Below are 18,077 nucleotides of genomic sequence, written 5' to 3'. Positions count from 1 at the left end.
GAATAGGGGCGAACGAGGAAATGGTGAGGGGAGGCGGGCAGAGAGAACCTGCTGAACACCGCCCCCAGTGAATTACTGACCGCCGCCGGCGTACTGGCTGAAGCGGAAGCGGATAAATTCGGCGGGCTTGACGGGCGCGATGCCGATTTCGATCTGCAGGATGCCCCGGTCACGCAGTTCGGGTGGATTCAGTTCCTCGTCGCACTTCACGTAGAAGGCCTCGCGTGGGTTCTGCCCGAACAGGGCACCTTCGCGCCACACCGTCATCAGGAAGGCCGTGATGTCGCGGCGAATCTTGGCCCAGAGCGTGTCGTCGTTGGGCTCGAAAACGGCCCATTGCGTACCCTGCTCCACACTCTTCTCGATGTAATTGAACAGGCGGCGCACCGGCACGTAGCGCCAGCGGGCGTCGCTGGAGAGGGTTCGTGCGCCCCACACCCGCACGCCCATGCCGCTGAAGCTGCGGATGCAGTTCACGCCGATGGGGTTCAGGATGTCCTGCTCGCTGCGGGTGATCTGAATGCTCGGACTCAGCACGCCGCGCACGATTTCGTTGGCAGGCGCTTTGTGTACGCCGCGCTCCACATCGCTGCGGGCATAGATTCCGGCCACGAATCCGCTGGGCGGCACCATCATCGGCTGACCGTCGGGGCCGTTGATTTTCATCCACGGGTAGTACATGGCTGCATAGGAGGAATCGAAGTTGGTGGTCTTCTCGCGCCACTCCTTGACCTGTTGGGGCGTCAGGTCGGGCGGCGTGTCCAGAATTGCCATGCGGTTTTGTGCCCGCTCACAGTGGTCGATCAGGGCACGCTGCACTGCGTGGACACCGTTCAGATCGATCAGGCCCTGTTGAAAGGCGCTCATCAGGTCGGGCACGCAGATCATGCTCACGTCTTCGGCCACTTCCAGCCCTTCGATCCCGGTGCGGCCTTCCAGCGACCCCACGAAGGTATTGCTGGGCATGCTCAGGCTGCCTGCATTCAGCGGATTGACCTGATTTTTGAGCAGATATGAGCCGTGTTCCGGCGCACGTTCGGCCAGTGCTCCGATGATGCTGGCCTCGGTCACCTCAATCAGGAGACTTTCGCGGTTCACCACTTCCGTGACGTGGCGCGGGTGCTTTTTGCCAATGCTCAGGTTGGGAAACGTTTCGGTCACGTCGTCGCGGGTCACGCGCAGGGTAAACAGTCCGGCGTCCTCATCGGGGGCTTTGGGGTCTTTGGGTGCCCCGTCTTTTGCAAGCGGGTCTTTGGGCGCGTCTTTTTCGGGCGTGGGCGGCAGCACTTCCAGCTGAATGTCGCTGGTCTGTTCGCCGCGCGCCGCGATGCTCAGAGAGGGCACGGCGCGGCTGGCCCGGCTGGGCAGTTGCAGTGGGCGTACGTCGTCGATGGTTTTGCCCTTGCTGCCTGCTGGGGCCGCCGCCGGAGCGAGGCGCACCACGTAGCAGCGCGTACCGCCGTTGTTGAAGTAGGCGTAGACCGCGTGGGCCAGGTACGCTTTGTCCATATAAGGGTTGCGCGCACCTGTGGCTTCTCCGCTGCCGAAGATTTCAGTGAACTGCTGCCAGTTCGCCACGAAAATAGGCGTATTGGTCGGACCGCTCGGTGCAAATCCGACAAAAGCCGCCGTCGTGGTACTGATGCCCTCGATAGGACGTGGGCCAGCACTCGACTCTTCAATGTAAATGCCCGGGGAAAGAAACTCTGCCATTCTCACCTCTAAGGACCGGGGCATAGATCAACCCATCGGCGCCAAACTATGAAAAACCATGAGTGAATGATGAAGTCGAGGATGGATCCTGCACGCTGAACGGAGCATAGGTAGATTGGCAGCTCAAGATGAGCAAAAGATTATAAATTTTTGTGCTCTGTCTTTATCTCACTCATAATTTATTATTATGTCAATTGATTTGATATAGAGGAAATTAAAATACTGAACTGCTTTCAACCTGCGCTGACCGTGAATTGCGTCGGGGTGAGTAGGGCCGAGCAACCCAGAGTGTCGCCCTGCCGGGCCACGGGTTTTCCTTCAGCACGCACGGTCGGAGATCCACTGACCAACATTTGTGGACCATGAAGCGGTTCTGGGCAAGCGTCGCCCAAACGGGCTATGGGTACGCCCCCCACTAAAACCGTTGCGGCTCCGGTGGTCACGGCTCCCCCATGAACGCTGGGATCCGCTAGTCGGTGAACACTTGGCATCGGCAACCTCCTGTAAGACAAAACTTTGGACTGGGTGGGACGCAGTCAAGTATGCAGCACGCGGGCAGTTTGGGTGCCGTAAGTCCAGCAGGGCAGACTTTAAGGTGTTCTTGAACGATGGGTTCGGCTGCTCCCCGCTCTGTCGACTGCAGTTTTGCGCATTGGCCTCAGCCCGCCGTTGTCTAGAATGCCGCATGCTCAGCCAGATTCACGATGCGTTGCGGACGCTGCTATTTGAAGAAGCACGCCTGCCCGAAGATCAACTTGATATCCGCTTTGGCACGCCAACGGGTGACTGGGTGTCGTCATTGACCCGGCCTACTGTCAACTTCTTTATGCACGACATCACCGAAAATGTGGAGCTGCGCCGGATGGATCAGATGACGGTGCAGGACCGGGGGCGCGTCGTGCAGCATCTCGCGCCGCGCCGCATCAACCTGCGCTACCTGATTACGGTGTTCTTCAAGGCCCAGACCGACGATTCGGGCCGTGATGAATGGGAGGTGCTGTGGCGGGTCCTGGCGGCCCTGATGCGCCATCCCGATTGGCCCGAGGAGGCGCTGCCTCAGGCTGTGCGGCGACTGGGCCTGAGTGTGCATGGACGCGTGGCCCAGCCGGATGGCCCCCGCACCGGGGAACTGTTCAGCGGCCTGGGCCTCAGCCTGCGCCCACACCTGACCTATACCCTCACCGTGCCGCTCGACCTCGATTTGCAGCAGGTGAGCCGCCTGGTGCTGGAGCGCGATACGTCGCTGAATCTGGTGGGCGACCCAGAACCGGCACTTCAGAGCGCCCGCAGTTCGTGGCGGGTGCTGGGCGCGGCGGGCCAACCCCTGGAAGGCGTGTTGGTTACCGCCAGTACGGGCGTTCAGGGCTTCACCGACGAACTCGGGATGGTCACGCTCGATCTACCGCTCAGCGAGGCCCACGCGTTTACGCTGCAAACCCCGGTGGGTGAGGTACAACAGGTGGAGCCTGATGCAGAGACCAACGTGCTGATGTTCGCCTAACGTCAACCGCGTTTCCAGTCCTGTTCAGCGCAACTCGCATTTGTACAGGTAGACCCGGCTGACTTTCAAAAACATCATCAGGAACTCTGTTTTTCCGGCCTGCTTGACGGTGACCCGGTATAGGTCTTTGTCGTTGAAATCGGATCTGTACTGAAAAGAACGGTCCTTGGTCGCCTGTTCCTTGAAGGCCTCATCCATCACGAGCGCCACGATTTTGAACTGTGAGGCGGTGATGGCTTTGGTGGTCGGAGCAGGCTGGGCCTCGATGCTGCCCGCACAGTGGCGGCCCGAATAGGCCAGGGCGTGGGCGTCAATGCCTGCGCGGGTGTTCTGATCCACCGTCTGGGCCTGAGCCAGCGTGCCCTGACCCACCCAACAGAGGGCCAGGCAGATGCCGAGGGCAGTCTTCCTCCCCCTGTTGGCCGGGCCAGTGGCGGGCGCTGAACGCCGCTCCGGCGCTCTTCTGAGGAGGGGGAACCTGAATGCAGTCCGTATCATTCGGGCACTATAAAGACCGTGTGGGCGGCTTCAGGCTGCAAACCCAGCAGGGAGAACCTCAGTCCACCGGACCGGGCGTGAGCACTGGGGCCAACTGCGGGAACGTTTTCATGAGTGCGTCTGCTTCCTGCGGCGGCCCCAGCAGGTAGCCCTGCACGTAGTCACAGTTGTGACGGCGCAAAAAATCCAGTTGTTCAGGGCGCTCGACGCCCTCGACCGTGACGGCCAGATCCAGCGCATGGGCCAGATTCATCACGGCCTTGACCAGCACCTCGTCGCGTATGGAGGCGGCAACGTCTCCGCCGACCTTGTCTGTAAACGTGGCGTCGATTTTCAGGGCGTCCACGGGGTACTGCTTGAGGTAGGCGAGGTTGGAATACCCGGTGCCGAAGTCGTCCACCACCACGCGTACCCCCAACGCCTTGAGACGTTCCAGGGTCAGTTCCGCATCCTGCGCCTGGACCAGCATGCTTTCGGTCAACTCCAGTTCGAGGTGATGCGCGTCCAGTCCTGCCGCGGTCAGTGCCCGGGTCACGGTGTCGATCAGGTCGGGCCGCTGAAACTGCCGGGCGGACAGGTTCACGGCCACCCTGAGGTGAGGCACCTGTGCCACCCACGCCGCCGCCTGAAAACAGGCCTGACGCAGCACCCACGCGCCGATGGGCACGATCAGGCCCGTGACCTCGGCCAGCGGAATGAACTCGCCGGGCAGGATCAGGCCCAACTCGGGATGCTGCCAGCGCAGGAGGGCCTCGGCTCCCACCAATTCTCCGGTGCGGGTATCAAATTGCGGCTGATAGGCCACTCTGAATTCCTGGCGTTCCAGGGCGCGGTGCAGCCCACTTTCCAGCGTCATGGCCGTGAGCGGCTCACCTGTGCCCGTACGGTACAGCGCGTACCCACCTCCCCGCCGCTTGGCCTGATACATGGCGGTGTCGGCCTGCTGAATCAGAAGTTCGGTGCGGGCGCTGCGGCGCGGCAATACGCTGAGGCCCAGGCTGAGTTGCATAAAAATCTCGCGCCCAGCCAGCATGAACGGCTGACTGAAGGTATGGAGGAGGCGTCCAGCCGTCTGCTGCACCTGCTGAGGGGTGGCCGGACTGCCCAGCAGCAGCAAAAACTCGTCGCCGCCCATGCGGGCGAGCAGGTCGCCGGGTTCCAGCGCCCCCCGCAGCCGCACGGCCACCTGCTGCAAGAGGGCGTCCCCGACACTGTGCCCGAGGGTATCGTTGATCAGTTTGAAGCGGTCAAGATCCATCAGACCCACCCCGATCAGCGACTGGCCCGCCTGAGCCTCATCCTTCCCGTCTGCCAGCGCCCGCTCCAGCTCGCGCTCAAAGAGCACCCGGTTGGGGAGGCCCGTCAGGGCGTCATGCAGGGCCAGCCGCTCCAGTACGGCTTGAGAGGCCGAGCGTTCCATGACCAGGGCGGCCAGGCCTGCCGCCGCCTCCAACTTGGCGCGGGCGTCTACATCCGGCCCTGCCGCAGACCGGCTCTCTAACTGCAGGGTGCCCAGCAATTGCCCCCCGCTGCCGGTGATGGCCTGAGTCCAGATCAGGGCGGAGGCAGCCATTCCGGGTACATCCCCATCAGTGGCCTCCGCTTCTCCCTGAGCCGTCAGAACAGTGGGCGGCTCTTCGGGCAGCACGATCACTGCCCGCTGCCCTGCGAACTGCCGCTCCACGCTGTCGACCAGACGGGCCAGCACCTGTGCCAGGGGTGCATTTTTGGCAGCCAGTTCCCACACCTGCGCCCGCTCGGTATCGCCCGCATCGGCCACGGGGGAGTGACTGCGGTGGGCCGCGCTCCAGTGGGCCAGCCAATGGGTCAGGTCACCGTATTCATCTGAAACTGGAGTCAATGACAGTTCGGCCCAGACCACGGGTTCGCCCTCATGCTCCTGGGGGACTTCGACCTGCACGCTGCGGCCAAGTCGCAGGCTTTCACGCAGTTTTCTGATGGTCTGCGCCGAGGTCTGCGGCCCCAACACTTCCTCCAGTGGTCGGCCCAGCAATTCCGCCTCGCTGCGGCCTGTCTCGTGCAGCAATGCTGGATTGACATACAGGATAGACGGCTCATGTTCTTCGCCCTCTGATGCTGCCAGGATCGCCACCCATTCCCGGAACTGGTCGAACGCTGCAATCAGAGAGGGGAGCAGGTGTGTGATGCGCGGCTGGGTCGCCTGAACATTCATCAGATGACGCAGCAGACGGGAAAGCGCGGCCAGGGCTTCCACGTGAAGTTCCCTTTTCGGCTCCCACAGATCGCCTGCACCCCACAGGGTCAGCCTGCCCTGAAGCTCGCCCAGGGCAAAGGTGTACTGCCGTTGCGGCGCAGTGCCCAGGTCATCCGGCACGGGAGATTCCCAGATCAATCCGTCCATCCTGAGATGGAGTTGTGCTGCCTGTGCCTGCCCCAACCTGGCATACAGGGACAGGTAGAGCACCACTGCAGCCTGAAGCTGTGCAGTTTGAGCTGGAGTAGACAACAATGAAACCCAATCGGATGGAGAAACGACTGCAGACAAAACAACCTCAATCCCGAAGATAAGGCTTTTTCTCCCTAGCGTATAGCTGATTCATCACTTGGTGAAGGAATCCCGTCCGATCTTACAACTGACCGAATAAATCTATACAGACTGGGGGTACAAGTATTAAATCTATTCAGGCCAATATGCTTCTTGCCTAGACTAAAGCGACTGATCCTTTAGCTGACCCCTGGGTTATTCTATCTATTGAACAGACCTTCAGTAGCCGACAACTTAGGTTTTACGGTGTCCCAGTCAACGATTTTCGCGAAATTGAGGTTTTGACTGCGATGGAGACGTGAACAGGCGGGAGATTGAGAGGTGTGCAGACCTCATCTCCCGCCTCTCCCCACAGTACCGAACTGGCTGCCGATTTCAAACGCACGGTGCCTTTCCTCCGGATTGACACCCTCCAGCGCCTGATTGACATCGTCCTAGCGATGATCACGGCCCAGAACGTCAACCACCTCAAACTCTCGCCCCACATGCCAGGACACAGCAGTGTGGAAGCGAAAAAACGCCGCGTGGAACGCGGCGTCGGGGATGAGCAGCTCACGATGCGGGTTTTTCTGGCCCTCATTCTGACCCGTATTCCTCCAGGAAAATGGCTGCTGAGTCTTGACCGCACCAACTGGGAGTACGGCGAGTCTCCAATGAATCTGCTGGTCTTGGGCGTCGTGATGGAGGGCTACACCATCCCTTTGGTCTGGGATGCCCTGGAGCACACGGGCAACAGCGATACCAAAACCCGCATGTGGCTGGTCAGCCAACTGCTCCGGGTCTTTCCCGCCTCCCGCTGGCGTGGCCTGGTGGCCGACCGGGAATTTATCGGTGAGGAGTGGTTCCGCTTTCTGCGGAACCACCGCATCAAGCGGGCGGTGCGCGTGAAGAAAAATACCCGGCTGGACGGTCTGCGAGCGTCCGAATGGTTCGACGATATCGCGCCGGGACAGTATCGTTGCCTGGCGGAGAAAGCCTGTGTTTTTGGTGAAGTCATGCAGGTGGTCGCCACAAGGTCACCCGCGGGTGACCTTATCCTCATTGCGACCGATTTCAACGTCTGGGACACGATTTCCCTGTACCGAATGCGCTGGTCGGTGGAATCCACTTTTAGCAGTCTGAAATCCAGAGGCTTTGACCTTGAACGCACTGGGATGGCTGATCCACAAGCACTGGAGCGGCTCTTCGGCTTTGTCGTTTTGGCTTGGCTGAGCTGCTTGCAGGTCGGGGTCTGGAGGTCACAGCACAAGCCCATTAAGACGCTGAAACATGGCCGGAAGGCCATCAGCCTCCCGGCCTACGGAGCGCAATACTTCATTAATGCCCTTCGTTGGGGTCACAAGACGCTCCCCGCACTTCTTATCCTGCTGACCCAGCCTTTATCGCCTCTGGAACAGAAAAAAAGTGGAGTTGTCGGCTACTGAAGAACAGACCTTTGAACAGCCAAAAGGATGGTCCACGGCCCGCAGAGAGAGCTGTTGTCGGTCAGATCAGTCTTGCCTGCCTGGATTATTTGCTGGCTGGGTTCTGAGCCATTCTGGGGGTGAATGTTCCAGTTGAAATTACGCTGCCCAGCGCCGCAACTGCCGCAGCATCAGCAGGCCAGCAGTGATCAGCAAGCCTGCCCGCAACACCTGGCCGCGTGGACTGAGGGGCGGCAGATGAACCACGCCGCTCGTGTCCGTAAGGGCAGGGTGCACCACGTACCGTCCCTGTACTGGACGGGCCACCTCATCAAAGTTCCTGGCCAGACGGCGCAGTTCGTCCCGCAAATGTTGACCTCCCTGAGGGTCGCCGTGTCCAGTTGCGGCCAGAGCAGGTTCCAGTGCCGCCAGCCGCTGCACCGAGGCGCGGGCTTGGTCCCAGTCAGGCGTGTAGTAGGCAGGCGGGCGGTGAATCAACTGGGGCCGCAATGTCAGGGCACCGGTGACCCGCTCCTGTACGGTGGTCACGAAGGCGTCGCCGGCAATCAGCAAGCGGTCTGTCTCTCGCCACAGTGAGACATGGCCCGGCGCGTGCCCCGGTGTGTCCAGGAAAGTCCAGCCTTTCAGCGCTGCCAGTTCCGGGAGCTCGCTCAGCGGGCGAATCTGCGGGCGGAAATTAAAGGGGCCGGGCACGAACAGCGGCGAGAGGGCGCTCATGCTGCCGCCCACGGTCGGGTCGGGCGGTGGGTAGGCCGACTGCCCGGTGAGATACGGCAGTTCCAGGGAGTGGGCATAGATGGGCGTGCCGGGCCACTGCTTCAGCAGTCCCCACAGGCCGCCGATATGATCCAGGTGGCCGTGCGTGAGCACAATGGCTTCTGGGCGTGCGCCTACGCCGTAGCGGGCCTGCGCCGCCCGCCCGATCAGGGGAGCGCTGCCGGGTGCGCCCGCATCCACCAGGATCCAGGCGTGTCCCGGCTCGCCCAGAAAAAAGGCATTCGCCAGGGGGAGCCTCAACCGTTCGACATCGGGTGCGAGCATGTGCCGTCCACCGAAGGCTGAGACGCGGTGGGGAAGGCCGGTACTAAACTGTGCAAGTGCCATGATCCACTGTGCCTATAGAGGCAGGGGTGTGGATGATAAGGTGCCCAGTGGACTCTTCAGAATTCACGTGGACCACAACTGGCCGAGGTTGACAACCTCTGGAGCAGTGGCCAGGAAACAGGTGCGCGCTGCCACCAGCATCCAAGACCTTCAAAGAAACGGTGTTCAGAACGGGTAAAGCCATGGCTCAGGGCCTGAAACGTTCGCTAGAGTGTGTGCGTACGGCGGCTTTAAGGTCGGAGAACACCGGCCTAGGGTTTAAACAGCGTTATGATGGGGCAAGTGGAGCAGTCGGTGGGTTGTTAAAAAGAGAGCTGTCCAGGGCTGCCGCACCATCAGGCAGCCCTAGGGCTGCCTCTGGTATTTGAAAGAGGTATGTATGAATGAAACCCAATTTCGAGAGGTTGACCTTAGTTTTCTGTGGCGCGCGGTAAAGCGGTATTTACCGTTGGTGATCGCACTTCCTTTGTTGCTGGGTCTGTTGACGTTTGCGCTTACACGTCAGCAACCCCCAGTCTATGAGGCGACCGCAACGCTACTCGCCACGAACTCTCAGGGTGCACAGGACGGGTTGACCAGCCAGGCCTTGGTCAGCGCGCCACCTCTGCCGGAAGGGGTGTTGCCGCAGGCACTGCAGAGCGATCAGATTCTTGGCCCGGTTATTGAGGCACTGGGCAAAGAGAGCACAGTCTCCCAGACTGAACGAGACCGACTGACGCAGCAGCTCACAAGAGAGTTGCGTGATCAGAAACTGGAGATATTGACACTGGCCTCGCGTCTAGATTTCAATGGGAACGGCACCTATACGCTGCGTGCTAGGGCGCGGGATTCGCGGGCTGCTCAACTCCTCGCGAACCTGACGAGCCGTGCTCTGGTGGATTGGGACCGCGGGCGCGGCTTGGAAACCATTCGCCGCGGCCTGCAGGGTTTTGACGCTCAGCTCACCGAATTGGATGACCAGCTCGCCGGGGCGGGTTCCACGCCAGCGGAGCGGCAGTCTCTTCAAAGTCGGCGCGCCCGCATTCAGGACAGCCGCACCCAGCTCGCCATCTTGGAAAACTCTGCTGTGAGCGTGCTCGCGCCCTTGGTGGCTGCCCAGGCTCCGCGCCTACCGGTCGCTCCCAAACCGCTCCGGAATGGAGTGCTGGCTGGCCTCGTGGGCTTGTTGCTGGCGGTGGCCGTCGCAGCGCTCTCCAGCGTGTCTGACCGCACCATTCGTCATGAGGATGATCTTCTGTTCTTGAACCTGCCGACCCTCGCTACCCTCCCCCGGGTGCGTCGGCGTGACGTGGTGCTCCGCGGCATTGTGCACGCGACGCGGCAGGCGGGTTCATATGAGGCCATCGGCTTTTTGCGGATCAACCTGTTGTCCGCCCTCAAGGATCAGCCACATCCGGTCGTCATGATCACCAGTACCTTTCCGGGTGAGGGAAAAAGCAGCGTGACTGCCACTCTCGCAGACGGCCTTGCCTCCAGCGGTCAGCGGGTCCTGATTATCGACGCAGATCTGCGCCGCGGCACGCAGGCAGAAGTGTGGCGTAAATACGCTGCTGCCACGACTTGGAGGCCGCTGAGCGGTAGCGGGGGAGCACGAACGACCCAACAAGCCCTGCTGCGGCCCGGAGATGCAGAAGTGTTGCGGGTAGAGGACAACGTCGACATGCTGCCGGCTGGTCCAGGCCTGACCAACAGCCTAAGCGTCTTCAGTCAGGCTGACCTGACTGCTGCCCTAGCCATGTGGCGTCAGCACTATGATGTGGTTCTGGTCGATACAGCTCCTCTCCTCGCCCTTGCTGATGGCCTGGTAGTTGGCCGATATGTGGATGGCGTCCTCATGGTAGTTGAATACGGTAAAACGAATGTCAAGGCGACAGCCGCCGCCTTGCGCCGCGCCCAGGGCAGCGGCCTCAGGGTGCTGGGCTTCGTTCTCAACAAGGCCGATGTGGCGGATGAAGGGGCCTATGGCTACTCTTCCAACTACTCTGCGATCTCTGAGGGAGTCAGAGCGTGAACAAAGCGGTTTTCTGGTCTGATGAGTACACCGATGACCATCTCTGACCAACAGCTGCGCCGCGCTTCCCAGATTACCTTCATCAGCACCCTGATGAACTTTGCGGTCCTCACCCTACAGTTGCTCGTCATCACGCCGCAGTTGATCCGGACAGTCGGCACAGAGATCAATGGTGCGTGGGTAGGTTCAGGTGACCTGCTCCTCTGGCTCCAAGCGTTTGATTTTGGCCTGACGAATTATGCGATCCAGAGAATGAGCGCTGCGCAGGCCCGTGAAGACCTCTCGGAGGTCAGTGGATGGTTCTCGGCCACGCTTGCCATGCTGACGGTACTCGCCCTCTTGATTGTTCTCTTGGGTCCCTTGGCTGCCAATGTTGTGTACCGTCCTTTTGACCTAGCGCCCGGCGCCGAAGCCGAACTCCGGTCAGCGTTTGTCTGGGGCCTAGGAGCTGTAGCGCTTACGATTGTCAGTTACGCCTTTACAGGTTTGGCCCGTGCCCTACAGGCACCGACCATGACGATGGCCTCTGTCATTCTTGGTAGCGTCTTGGGGCTGGCCGTGAGTTGGTGGGCCCTGACACACGGCGCCGGCGTTAAAGCTGTGGCGTACGGCATGGTTGTCCGTGCCGCCGTCAACTTGGCCGGTGGCCTCCTGGCCTTTTCTCTGTTTCACAGGCAGAACTTGGTTCAGCTGCGCATGCCCGGGCGCGTTCATTTACGGGAGGGTTTGGCAGTGATGCCGTACAGTGGATTCGGCGCCCTGGGTTACGCTGTCAGCAACCAGAGTGACAACTTTCTGGTGGGTTCTCTGTTCGGCGCGAATGCTGCGACGCAGTTCAATACCATGCGCCGCGCGGCGGATGTGGCCCGCAGCATCATTGAAACGCTCGGGTACGCCAACTTTGCGGCGTTCAGTCATGTCTTTGCCCGAGATGGTGCCGCCGGCAGCGTCCTCATGTACCGGCGGCTGCTGAACCTCCACAGTCTGTTGTCGCTGGCGCTCTGCGGCGGCTTCATCGTTCTCAATGAATGGTTCATGGGCTGGTGGGTTGGCCCGCGGTTCTACTTGGGCGGTGCTGTGAACGTGCTGATGGCCTTGCAGATTTTCTTTACGACCCGCTCCTACCTGCACAACACTCTCAACCGTGGCATGGACACTCCCCAGTTCGCCTTCGTGATGCTGGTGGTGGAAGCTATCACAAAAGTGTTGTTGGTGCTCCTGATTGCGCGTGCCTTTGGTATCCCGGCACTCCTTCTGGTGGCCCTAGGCGTCGCAGCTCTCAGTATGATGATCATGGCGCGGCGCAACGCAGCCCGCCTTGGCAAGCTCGACTGGCAGTGGGTGGCAGTCACTGCTGCCATCGGTCTGATCGGTTTTGCCCAAACCATTCACCTCTTTGTGGGATTGACCGTCCTTATTGTTCTGACCGGCGGCTTGTTCCTGATGCAGCGCCGTGAGGTAACCGCATGACCGCCCTAAAACGTATCCCTCTGGCGGCGACTCAGCCGGTCACCCTCACACGTCAAACGTCCCTAGCTGTATTGATAGGTCCCCTCATCTTTTTCGAGCTGTATCTCTTAATGACGATTCTGCTCTTCCGGTATGGGCCGTGGCAGTACTTCAACAAGAGTAGCAACGAGATTCTTTTCTTCGCGCTGCTCTACCAGTTGGCCTTGGCTGCCGGATACTTCGTAGCACACGGAATCTACCGCAGACCTCCATTACAGAAGGTCAACATCAATCAGCTCATCACGGTATCGATCGTGGCCAACCTGCTGATCTTTCCTCTGACGTCCTTGGGACGTACAGGAGAATTGTTCCCCAACGTTCTCGCTGGACTAGGTGATCCTGGGAACGCCTACACGCAATCGCTCATTTACCGTGAAACTGGCGTCGGTGCAGTCTTTGAGTATTTGCGGATTATCTTAGGGCCTTTACTGTATTTATATTTTCCGTTGGCTGTGTTCTATTGGGGTCGCCTGAGCAAAAAAATACGATTCTGGACAGTGATGCTCGTTCTTCTTAATATCGCGCTCTTCATTGCTATGGGAACCAACAAAGCTATTGGTGATTATGCAGTGACAGTGCCTCTGCTGATGCTGACAGCGATAGCGGCAGGCAATCTCAGGTTGACCTTAAAGCGGTTGTTGCTGGGATTTGTTCTCGTGGTGGGACTCGTGGGCATGTTTGGCAGCTTCTTTTCGGCCACCATGACGTCCCGTGCAGGGTCCTCTATCGCGTCTGGATATTTTCCGGCCGGCAATACCCGGGTCGATCGGCAGCATCCGTTGCTGCAGGGCCTGCCAGAAGCAGGACGGCCCCTCGTCGTGGGCCTGTCAAATTACATCACGCAGGGGTATTTCGCCATGGGCTTGGCACTGCGTGAACCGTTTGTTCCGATGTATGGCTTGGGCACCTCTCCGTTCGTTCTGCGCCAGTATGAAGCCTTGACCGGGACGACAGGTCTTGAAGAACAAACCTACCCCACCCGCATCACGAAGTACGGTTGGCTTAAAGATCAGTACTGGTCGTCTATGTATCTGTGGTTGGCGTCCGATCTGAGCTTCTGGGGAATTCCTTTTTTCTGCTTCTTTCTGGGTATGGTTCTGTATACGTCTTGGCGGGACACCATTGAGACGCACAACCTTTGGGCGTTGAATCTGGTCGCGCTCAACATCATCGTGCTCTTTTATTTCTCCTCCAATAACCAGATAGGTCAAGCGGGCGAGCCGCTGTGGACCTATATCGTGGTGTTTTTCTTGTGGCTGAGCTCTCGGCGCGGTATACGGTTTACTCTGGCAAGTCGGGGGTCAAGTTGACGGAGCGAGAGTTAAAAATTCTTTTTATTGGGAGCGTGGTTCCAGATACCGCCGAGTTCCGGACACCGGCCTTTTCACGGGCAGGCAATCTGGCGCAGCAGGGCCTCCTTGACGGCATGGCAGACGCCGGTGCCCAACTGAAGCTTCTCAGCTTCCAACCTGTTCCAGCGTTTCCGCGTAGCCGGCAACTGACGGTGCTAGGGCGGTGGCTCGGCGGCCGGCATCAGCAGCGGACTCTGCCTTTTTTGAATCTGCCCTACCTCAAACAGATTTCTCTGGCGGGTGGCATTCTGTTTGCCGGGATGGCCGCAATCCGGCAGCAGCGCCCAGACTACTTGATGAGCTATAACGTCAACAGCTTCGTCTCTGGTCCTCTGGGCGTTCTCTCAAAGGCCTTCCATATTCCCTACATTCCTGTTGTCTATGATGTCGATGTCCCAGGATCGACCGTCCCTGACAGGTTGTACCAGCGTTGGGAGTATGCCTGGGCACGGCGCGTGCTTCCAAGATTGCGGGGGGCAGTCGTCGGTACAGCGCTGATTGGTCACAATCTGATGCCGGGCCGTCCTAGGGTGATTGTTGAGGGCGGTCTCAACTGGAGCCAGCAACAATATGCTCCCGGTACTCCCACGCAAGACCCTACCTTTGACATCGTCTTTGCCGGTGCCCTAGAACGGTACAACGGAATAGACGTCATGCTGGAAGCGCTGCAACACTTGCCCAGCGACGTGCGGCTGCATATTGCCGGGCAAGGCGCACTGAAGAGCGCAGTGGAAGCCGCCGCTGTAAATGACCCGAGGGTTATCTATCATGGACTTCTGGATATGGCTGGCTTGCGTACGCTGTACGCTCAAGGCGACCTGTTGATCAACCACCGCAGTGATCTGCGCCTTGATAGCCGTTATGTGTTTCCATCCAAATTGATCGAATACCTTGCCAGCGGTCTCCCGGTACTTTCTACCCGCTTCCGCAGCCTTCCAGATGACTATCTGCCTTTCATGGGCGTTATTGCCGACGAATCTTCTCAGGCCCTCGCTCAAGCTGTCAGGGACGTCATGGCTGAGCCACACACCGCTTGGAACCGTGCTGCCAGAGGGCGCGAGTTTGTCATAGCGCATAAGGCCTGGGCAATACAGGGAAGGCGTATTCTCGACTTTCTGGAGATGGTATGAGCGGCAACCTAAATTACGATGTTTTGATCGTATTGGATTACTATCTTCCGGGCCGGAAGGCCGGCGGTCCGGTGACGACTGTCGCCAATATGATGGAAGCCTTAGGCGATGACCTTAAGTTTTTAATTGTGACGCGCCGGCATGACATAGACGGTACCGTCTATAGCGATCTGGAACCAGGTCGCATTGCCCGGATGGGGAAAGCTGATGTCCTTTACCTTGACGGCACTCAGCAGAGCAATCTGGATCTGCTGCAGTATGCACGTCTTTCGGGAGCACGCACCCTCTACCTGAATTCCTTTTTCTCCCCACTGTCTCTGCGGTTCTTGCTCATGAAACGACTCGGCTTGTTGAAAATGAACGTGGTCCTTGCGCCGCGCGGAGAATTTTCAGCAGCTGCTTACGCTCTTAAGGGGCCTAAGAAACGTATTTACCGCTATCTCGTCGACCGGCTCGGCCTGCTTAATGGCATCCGTTGGCAAGTGTCTAGTGAGCATGAGGAAGCAGAGCTGCGCCGCGTCCTGGGCCTGCGCGAAGACGTAATGATTGCTCCCGATCTCTTCGCGGCGCAGGACGTTCCTACTGGAACCCATGAGGGCGGCCTGGTGTTCATTTCGCGGATTTCGCCCAAGAAAAACCTGCATTACGCATTGGATTGTCTGCAACATGTTGAGCTGCCGGTCTCCTTGGACATCTATGGTCCCTTAGAAGATTCTGTATATTGGGCGGCCTGCCAAGCGCAGATTCGCAGGCTGCCTTCTCATATCACTGTTCGCTACTGCGGGACTCTTGAATATGATCAGGTGCAGGCAACCTTCAGTCGTTACGCAGCGTTCTTGTTTCCAACCTTGGGGGAAAATTACGGTCACGTGATTCCTGAAGCCCTTTCCGCTGGCACGCCTGTCATTCTGAGTGACCGAACCCCTTGGCAGGATCTGGAAGAGGCTGGGGTAGGCTGGGTGCGGTCCCTGGATCAACCTCATACCTACGTTGAGGCGATTCAAGACGCTGTTCTCGGGACGCCTGAGCAACGACAGGAACGCGCAGTGCGCTGCGCTGCTTATGCGCGGGCCGTTCGGACTGACCCAGAAATTCACCCGAAAAATCTTAAGCTATTCACTCAACCTTTCAGAAGAGGTATGCCATGAATGTAAACGACTTTGCAGGAAAGACCGTCATGATTACCGGAGGCACAGGCTCCTTCGGCCACGAACTTCTTGACCTTATCCGGGAAACCGAAGTCAAGGAAATCCGTATTTTTAGCCGTGATGAGCTGAAGCAAGAACTTATGCGCATCAAACTCAAGGACAAGCGCGTGAGGTTCCATATCGGCGATGTTCGTGACCGTGACAGTGTCGATCAGGCGATGCGCGGAGTCGACCTGGCTTTCCATGCCGCAGCCCTCAAGCAGGTGCCGTCTTGTGAGTTCTTCCCTATGCAGGCCTTGATGACGAATGTGGTCGGTTCCCACAATGTGGTCGAGTCGGCCATCAATCACCAAATCGAATCCTTGGTTTGCCTGAGTACGGATAAAGCCGTGTTGCCTGTTAACGCCATGGGAATGACGAAAGGCTTGATGGAAAAAGTCGCCCAAGCGGCCGCCCGTGGCCTCGGGGAAGGTGATACCAAAGTTAGCTCTGTGCGTTACGGCAATGTGATGTACTCACGCGGCTCAGTGATCCCGCTCTTTATCAGTCAGATGAAGCAGGGCCTCCCGTTAACGGTCACGGATCCGGAAATGACGCGGTTCCTGCTGTCTCTGCGCAGCGCCATCGACCTCGTATTGTTCGCTTTTCAGCACGCCAGTCAGGGTGACGTTTTTGTTCGGAAAGCTCCTGCCAGTACAGTGAAGGACCTCGCACAGGCGCTCAAGAACCTCTTCCGTTCCGATGTGCCGATTGAGGTGATCGGTACCCGTCACGCTGAGAAACTCTTCGAGACCCTTGCCACTGCGGGGGAGATCGCCCGCGCCGAAGACATGGGCGCCTACCTGCGGGTCTTTATGGATGACCGCGATCTCAACTACGCGAAGTACTTTACAGAAGGTCGTCCAGACGAGCTCGTCCTGGACGATTACACATCGCACAACACAGAGCGTCTCACTGTGCCCCAGATCGAGGAACTGCTTCTTTCCCTTCCTGATGTGCAGCGTGAGCTGCAGCTCGCAGGTCTGCGTTGAAACGTTTAAAAGTGATGACCGTTGTCGGTACCCGGCCAGAGATCATCCGGCTCTCCCGGGTCATCGCCAAGCTGGATGAGCATACCGATCATGTGCTCATCCATACGGGTCAGAATTTTGACTATGAACTGAACGAGATCTTTTTTCAGGAATTAGGGGTACGCCGCCCTGACGCGTTTTTGAACGCTGCGGGTGCAAATGCTGCCGAAACGATCGGGCAGATTATGATCAAGATCAACCCGCTGCTGGAAGAGCACCAGCCTGAAGCCTTGTTGCTGCTGGGTGATACCAACAGCTGCCTCACAGCGATCCCTGCCAAGCGCCTCAAAATCCCCATCTTCCACATGGAAGCTGGCAACCGCTGCTATGACCAGCGCGTACCTGAGGAAACCAATCGCAAGATTGTCGACCATACAAGTGACATCAACCTGCCTTACAGTGATATCGCGCGGGAGAATCTTCTGCGGGAGAACTTCGATCCGGCCCGGGTCATTAAGACGGGTAGCCCTATGTTTGAAGTGCTTGAAGCCTACCGTGATCAGATTGCCGCTTCACCAGTTCTGGGTGAGCTTGGTTTGGAACGCGGCCAGTACTTCGTTGTGAGTGCCCACCGGGAGGAGAACGTTGATGCCCCTGAGCAGCTCGCGCGGCTGGCAACCACCCTGGATGCCCTTGCTGAGAAGTACGGTCAGCGCATCATCTTTTCCACCCATCCCCGCACCCAAAAACGCATCTCCGCTGCTGGCCTGAAATTTCATCCGCTGGTCGAGTTGATGAAACCCTTGGGCTTTTTCAGCTACGTGCACCTTCAAATGCACGCCCGCGCTGTCCTCTCGGACAGTGGCACCATCAGTGAAGAAGCGTCCATTCTGAATTTTCCTGCTCTAACGCTGCGCGAAACGCACGAGCGCCCAGAAGGGATGGAAGAGACGGCCGTGATCATGACAGGACTCAATCCTGACCGTGTACTGCAGGCCGTCGAGGTTCTCGATACCCAGGCACGCGGTGACATTCGCCAGCTGCGTCTGCCGGCCGATTACAGCATGCCGAACGTCTCTGATAAGGTGTTGCGGATTATTTTGAGCTACACGGATTACGTCAACCATTACGTATGGCACCGCGGATAAGC

14 protein-coding genes are annotated in these 18,077 nt (G+C 58.8%); 9 read left to right on the top strand and 5 right to left on the bottom strand.

The features are described 5' to 3' along the window. Positions 1-72: 72 nt before the first annotated feature. The gene (locus tag F561_RS0105135; protein WP_019008880.1) at positions 73-1,713 is read right to left on the bottom strand and encodes a phage tail sheath family protein; all 1,641 of its coding nucleotides are present in this window, start codon (positions 1,711-1,713) and stop codon (positions 73-75) included. Between the two features lie 233 nt (positions 1,714-1,946). Beyond that, on the bottom strand, positions 1,947-2,204 hold the full coding sequence (locus F561_RS27775; RefSeq protein WP_083922326.1) for a PAAR domain-containing protein: 258 nt from the start codon (positions 2,202-2,204) through the stop codon (positions 1,947-1,949). A 194-nt stretch (positions 2,205-2,398) separates the two neighbouring features. On the opposite strand from F561_RS27775, the gene F561_RS24825 reads away from it, so the two are divergent. Continuing rightward, complete coding sequence (locus F561_RS24825) at positions 2,399-3,214, top strand: Pvc16 family protein (RefSeq protein ID WP_051096823.1); 816 nt, start codon at positions 2,399-2,401, stop codon at positions 3,212-3,214. 24 nt (positions 3,215-3,238) lie between these two features. On the opposite strand, the gene F561_RS0105125 is transcribed toward F561_RS24825, so the two are convergent. Beyond that, a complete protein-coding gene (locus F561_RS0105125; protein WP_019008879.1) occupies positions 3,239-3,586 on the bottom strand; it encodes a hypothetical protein in 348 nt (115 codons plus the stop codon). A 184-nt stretch (positions 3,587-3,770) separates the two neighbouring features. Beyond that, positions 3,771-6,158: a putative bifunctional diguanylate cyclase/phosphodiesterase gene (locus F561_RS0105120; RefSeq protein ID WP_245556433.1), complete on the bottom strand. Its 2,388-nt coding sequence runs from the start codon at positions 6,156-6,158 to the stop codon at positions 3,771-3,773. Positions 6,159-6,679: 521 nt separating this feature from the next. Here F561_RS0105120 and F561_RS0105115 point away from each other — a divergent pair. Further along, complete coding sequence (locus F561_RS0105115; RefSeq protein ID WP_051096829.1) at positions 6,680-7,663, top strand: IS4 family transposase; 984 nt, start codon at positions 6,680-6,682, stop codon at positions 7,661-7,663. Positions 7,664-7,801: 138 nt separating this feature from the next. Here the strand turns inward: F561_RS0105115 and F561_RS0105110 are convergent, their stop codons facing one another. Next, the gene (locus F561_RS0105110; RefSeq protein ID WP_019008876.1) at positions 7,802-8,704 is read right to left on the bottom strand and encodes an MBL fold metallo-hydrolase; all 903 of its coding nucleotides are present in this window, start codon (positions 8,702-8,704) and stop codon (positions 7,802-7,804) included. Between the two features lie 442 nt (positions 8,705-9,146). Between F561_RS0105110 and F561_RS0105105 the strand changes: the two genes are divergently transcribed. The 7 genes from F561_RS0105105 to wecB are packed head-to-tail and all read left to right on the top strand — an operon-like array spanning position 9,147 to position 18,075. After that, positions 9,147-10,778, top strand: coding sequence for a tyrosine-protein kinase domain-containing protein (locus tag F561_RS0105105; protein ID WP_026298616.1), 1,632 nt, complete (start codon positions 9,147-9,149; stop codon positions 10,776-10,778). Positions 10,779-10,811: 33 nt separating this feature from the next. Beyond that, the gene (locus tag F561_RS0105100) at positions 10,812-12,248 is read left to right on the top strand and encodes a lipopolysaccharide biosynthesis protein (RefSeq protein ID WP_019008874.1); all 1,437 of its coding nucleotides are present in this window, start codon (positions 10,812-10,814) and stop codon (positions 12,246-12,248) included. Next, positions 12,245-13,597: a hypothetical protein gene (locus F561_RS0105095; protein WP_019008873.1), complete on the top strand. Its 1,353-nt coding sequence runs from the start codon at positions 12,245-12,247 to the stop codon at positions 13,595-13,597. The genes F561_RS0105100 and F561_RS0105095 overlap by 4 nt, the downstream gene beginning before the upstream one ends. Next, positions 13,594-14,769, top strand: a complete 1,176-nt coding sequence (locus F561_RS0105090; protein WP_019008872.1) for a glycosyltransferase — start codon at positions 13,594-13,596, stop codon at positions 14,767-14,769. Before F561_RS0105095 ends, F561_RS0105090 begins: the two co-directional genes overlap by 4 nt. After that, complete coding sequence (locus tag F561_RS24820) at positions 14,766-15,917, top strand: glycosyltransferase (protein WP_019008871.1); 1,152 nt, start codon at positions 14,766-14,768, stop codon at positions 15,915-15,917. The genes F561_RS0105090 and F561_RS24820 overlap by 4 nt, the downstream gene beginning before the upstream one ends. Then, positions 15,914-16,948, top strand: coding sequence for a polysaccharide biosynthesis protein (locus tag F561_RS0105080; protein WP_019008870.1), 1,035 nt, complete (start codon positions 15,914-15,916; stop codon positions 16,946-16,948). Before F561_RS24820 ends, F561_RS0105080 begins: the two co-directional genes overlap by 4 nt. Continuing rightward, the gene (gene wecB / locus F561_RS0105075; protein ID WP_026298615.1) at positions 16,945-18,075 is read left to right on the top strand and encodes a non-hydrolyzing UDP-N-acetylglucosamine 2-epimerase; all 1,131 of its coding nucleotides are present in this window, start codon (positions 16,945-16,947) and stop codon (positions 18,073-18,075) included. The genes F561_RS0105080 and wecB overlap by 4 nt, the downstream gene beginning before the upstream one ends. Positions 18,076-18,077: the final 2 nt, after the last annotated feature.

Origin of the sequence: Deinococcus aquatilis DSM 23025, assembly GCF_000378445.1 — a bacterium.
In the GTDB taxonomy this organism is placed as follows: domain Bacteria; phylum Deinococcota; class Deinococci; order Deinococcales; family Deinococcaceae; genus Deinococcus; species Deinococcus aquatilis.
This window is presented reverse-complemented; position numbering and strand designations above follow the sequence as displayed.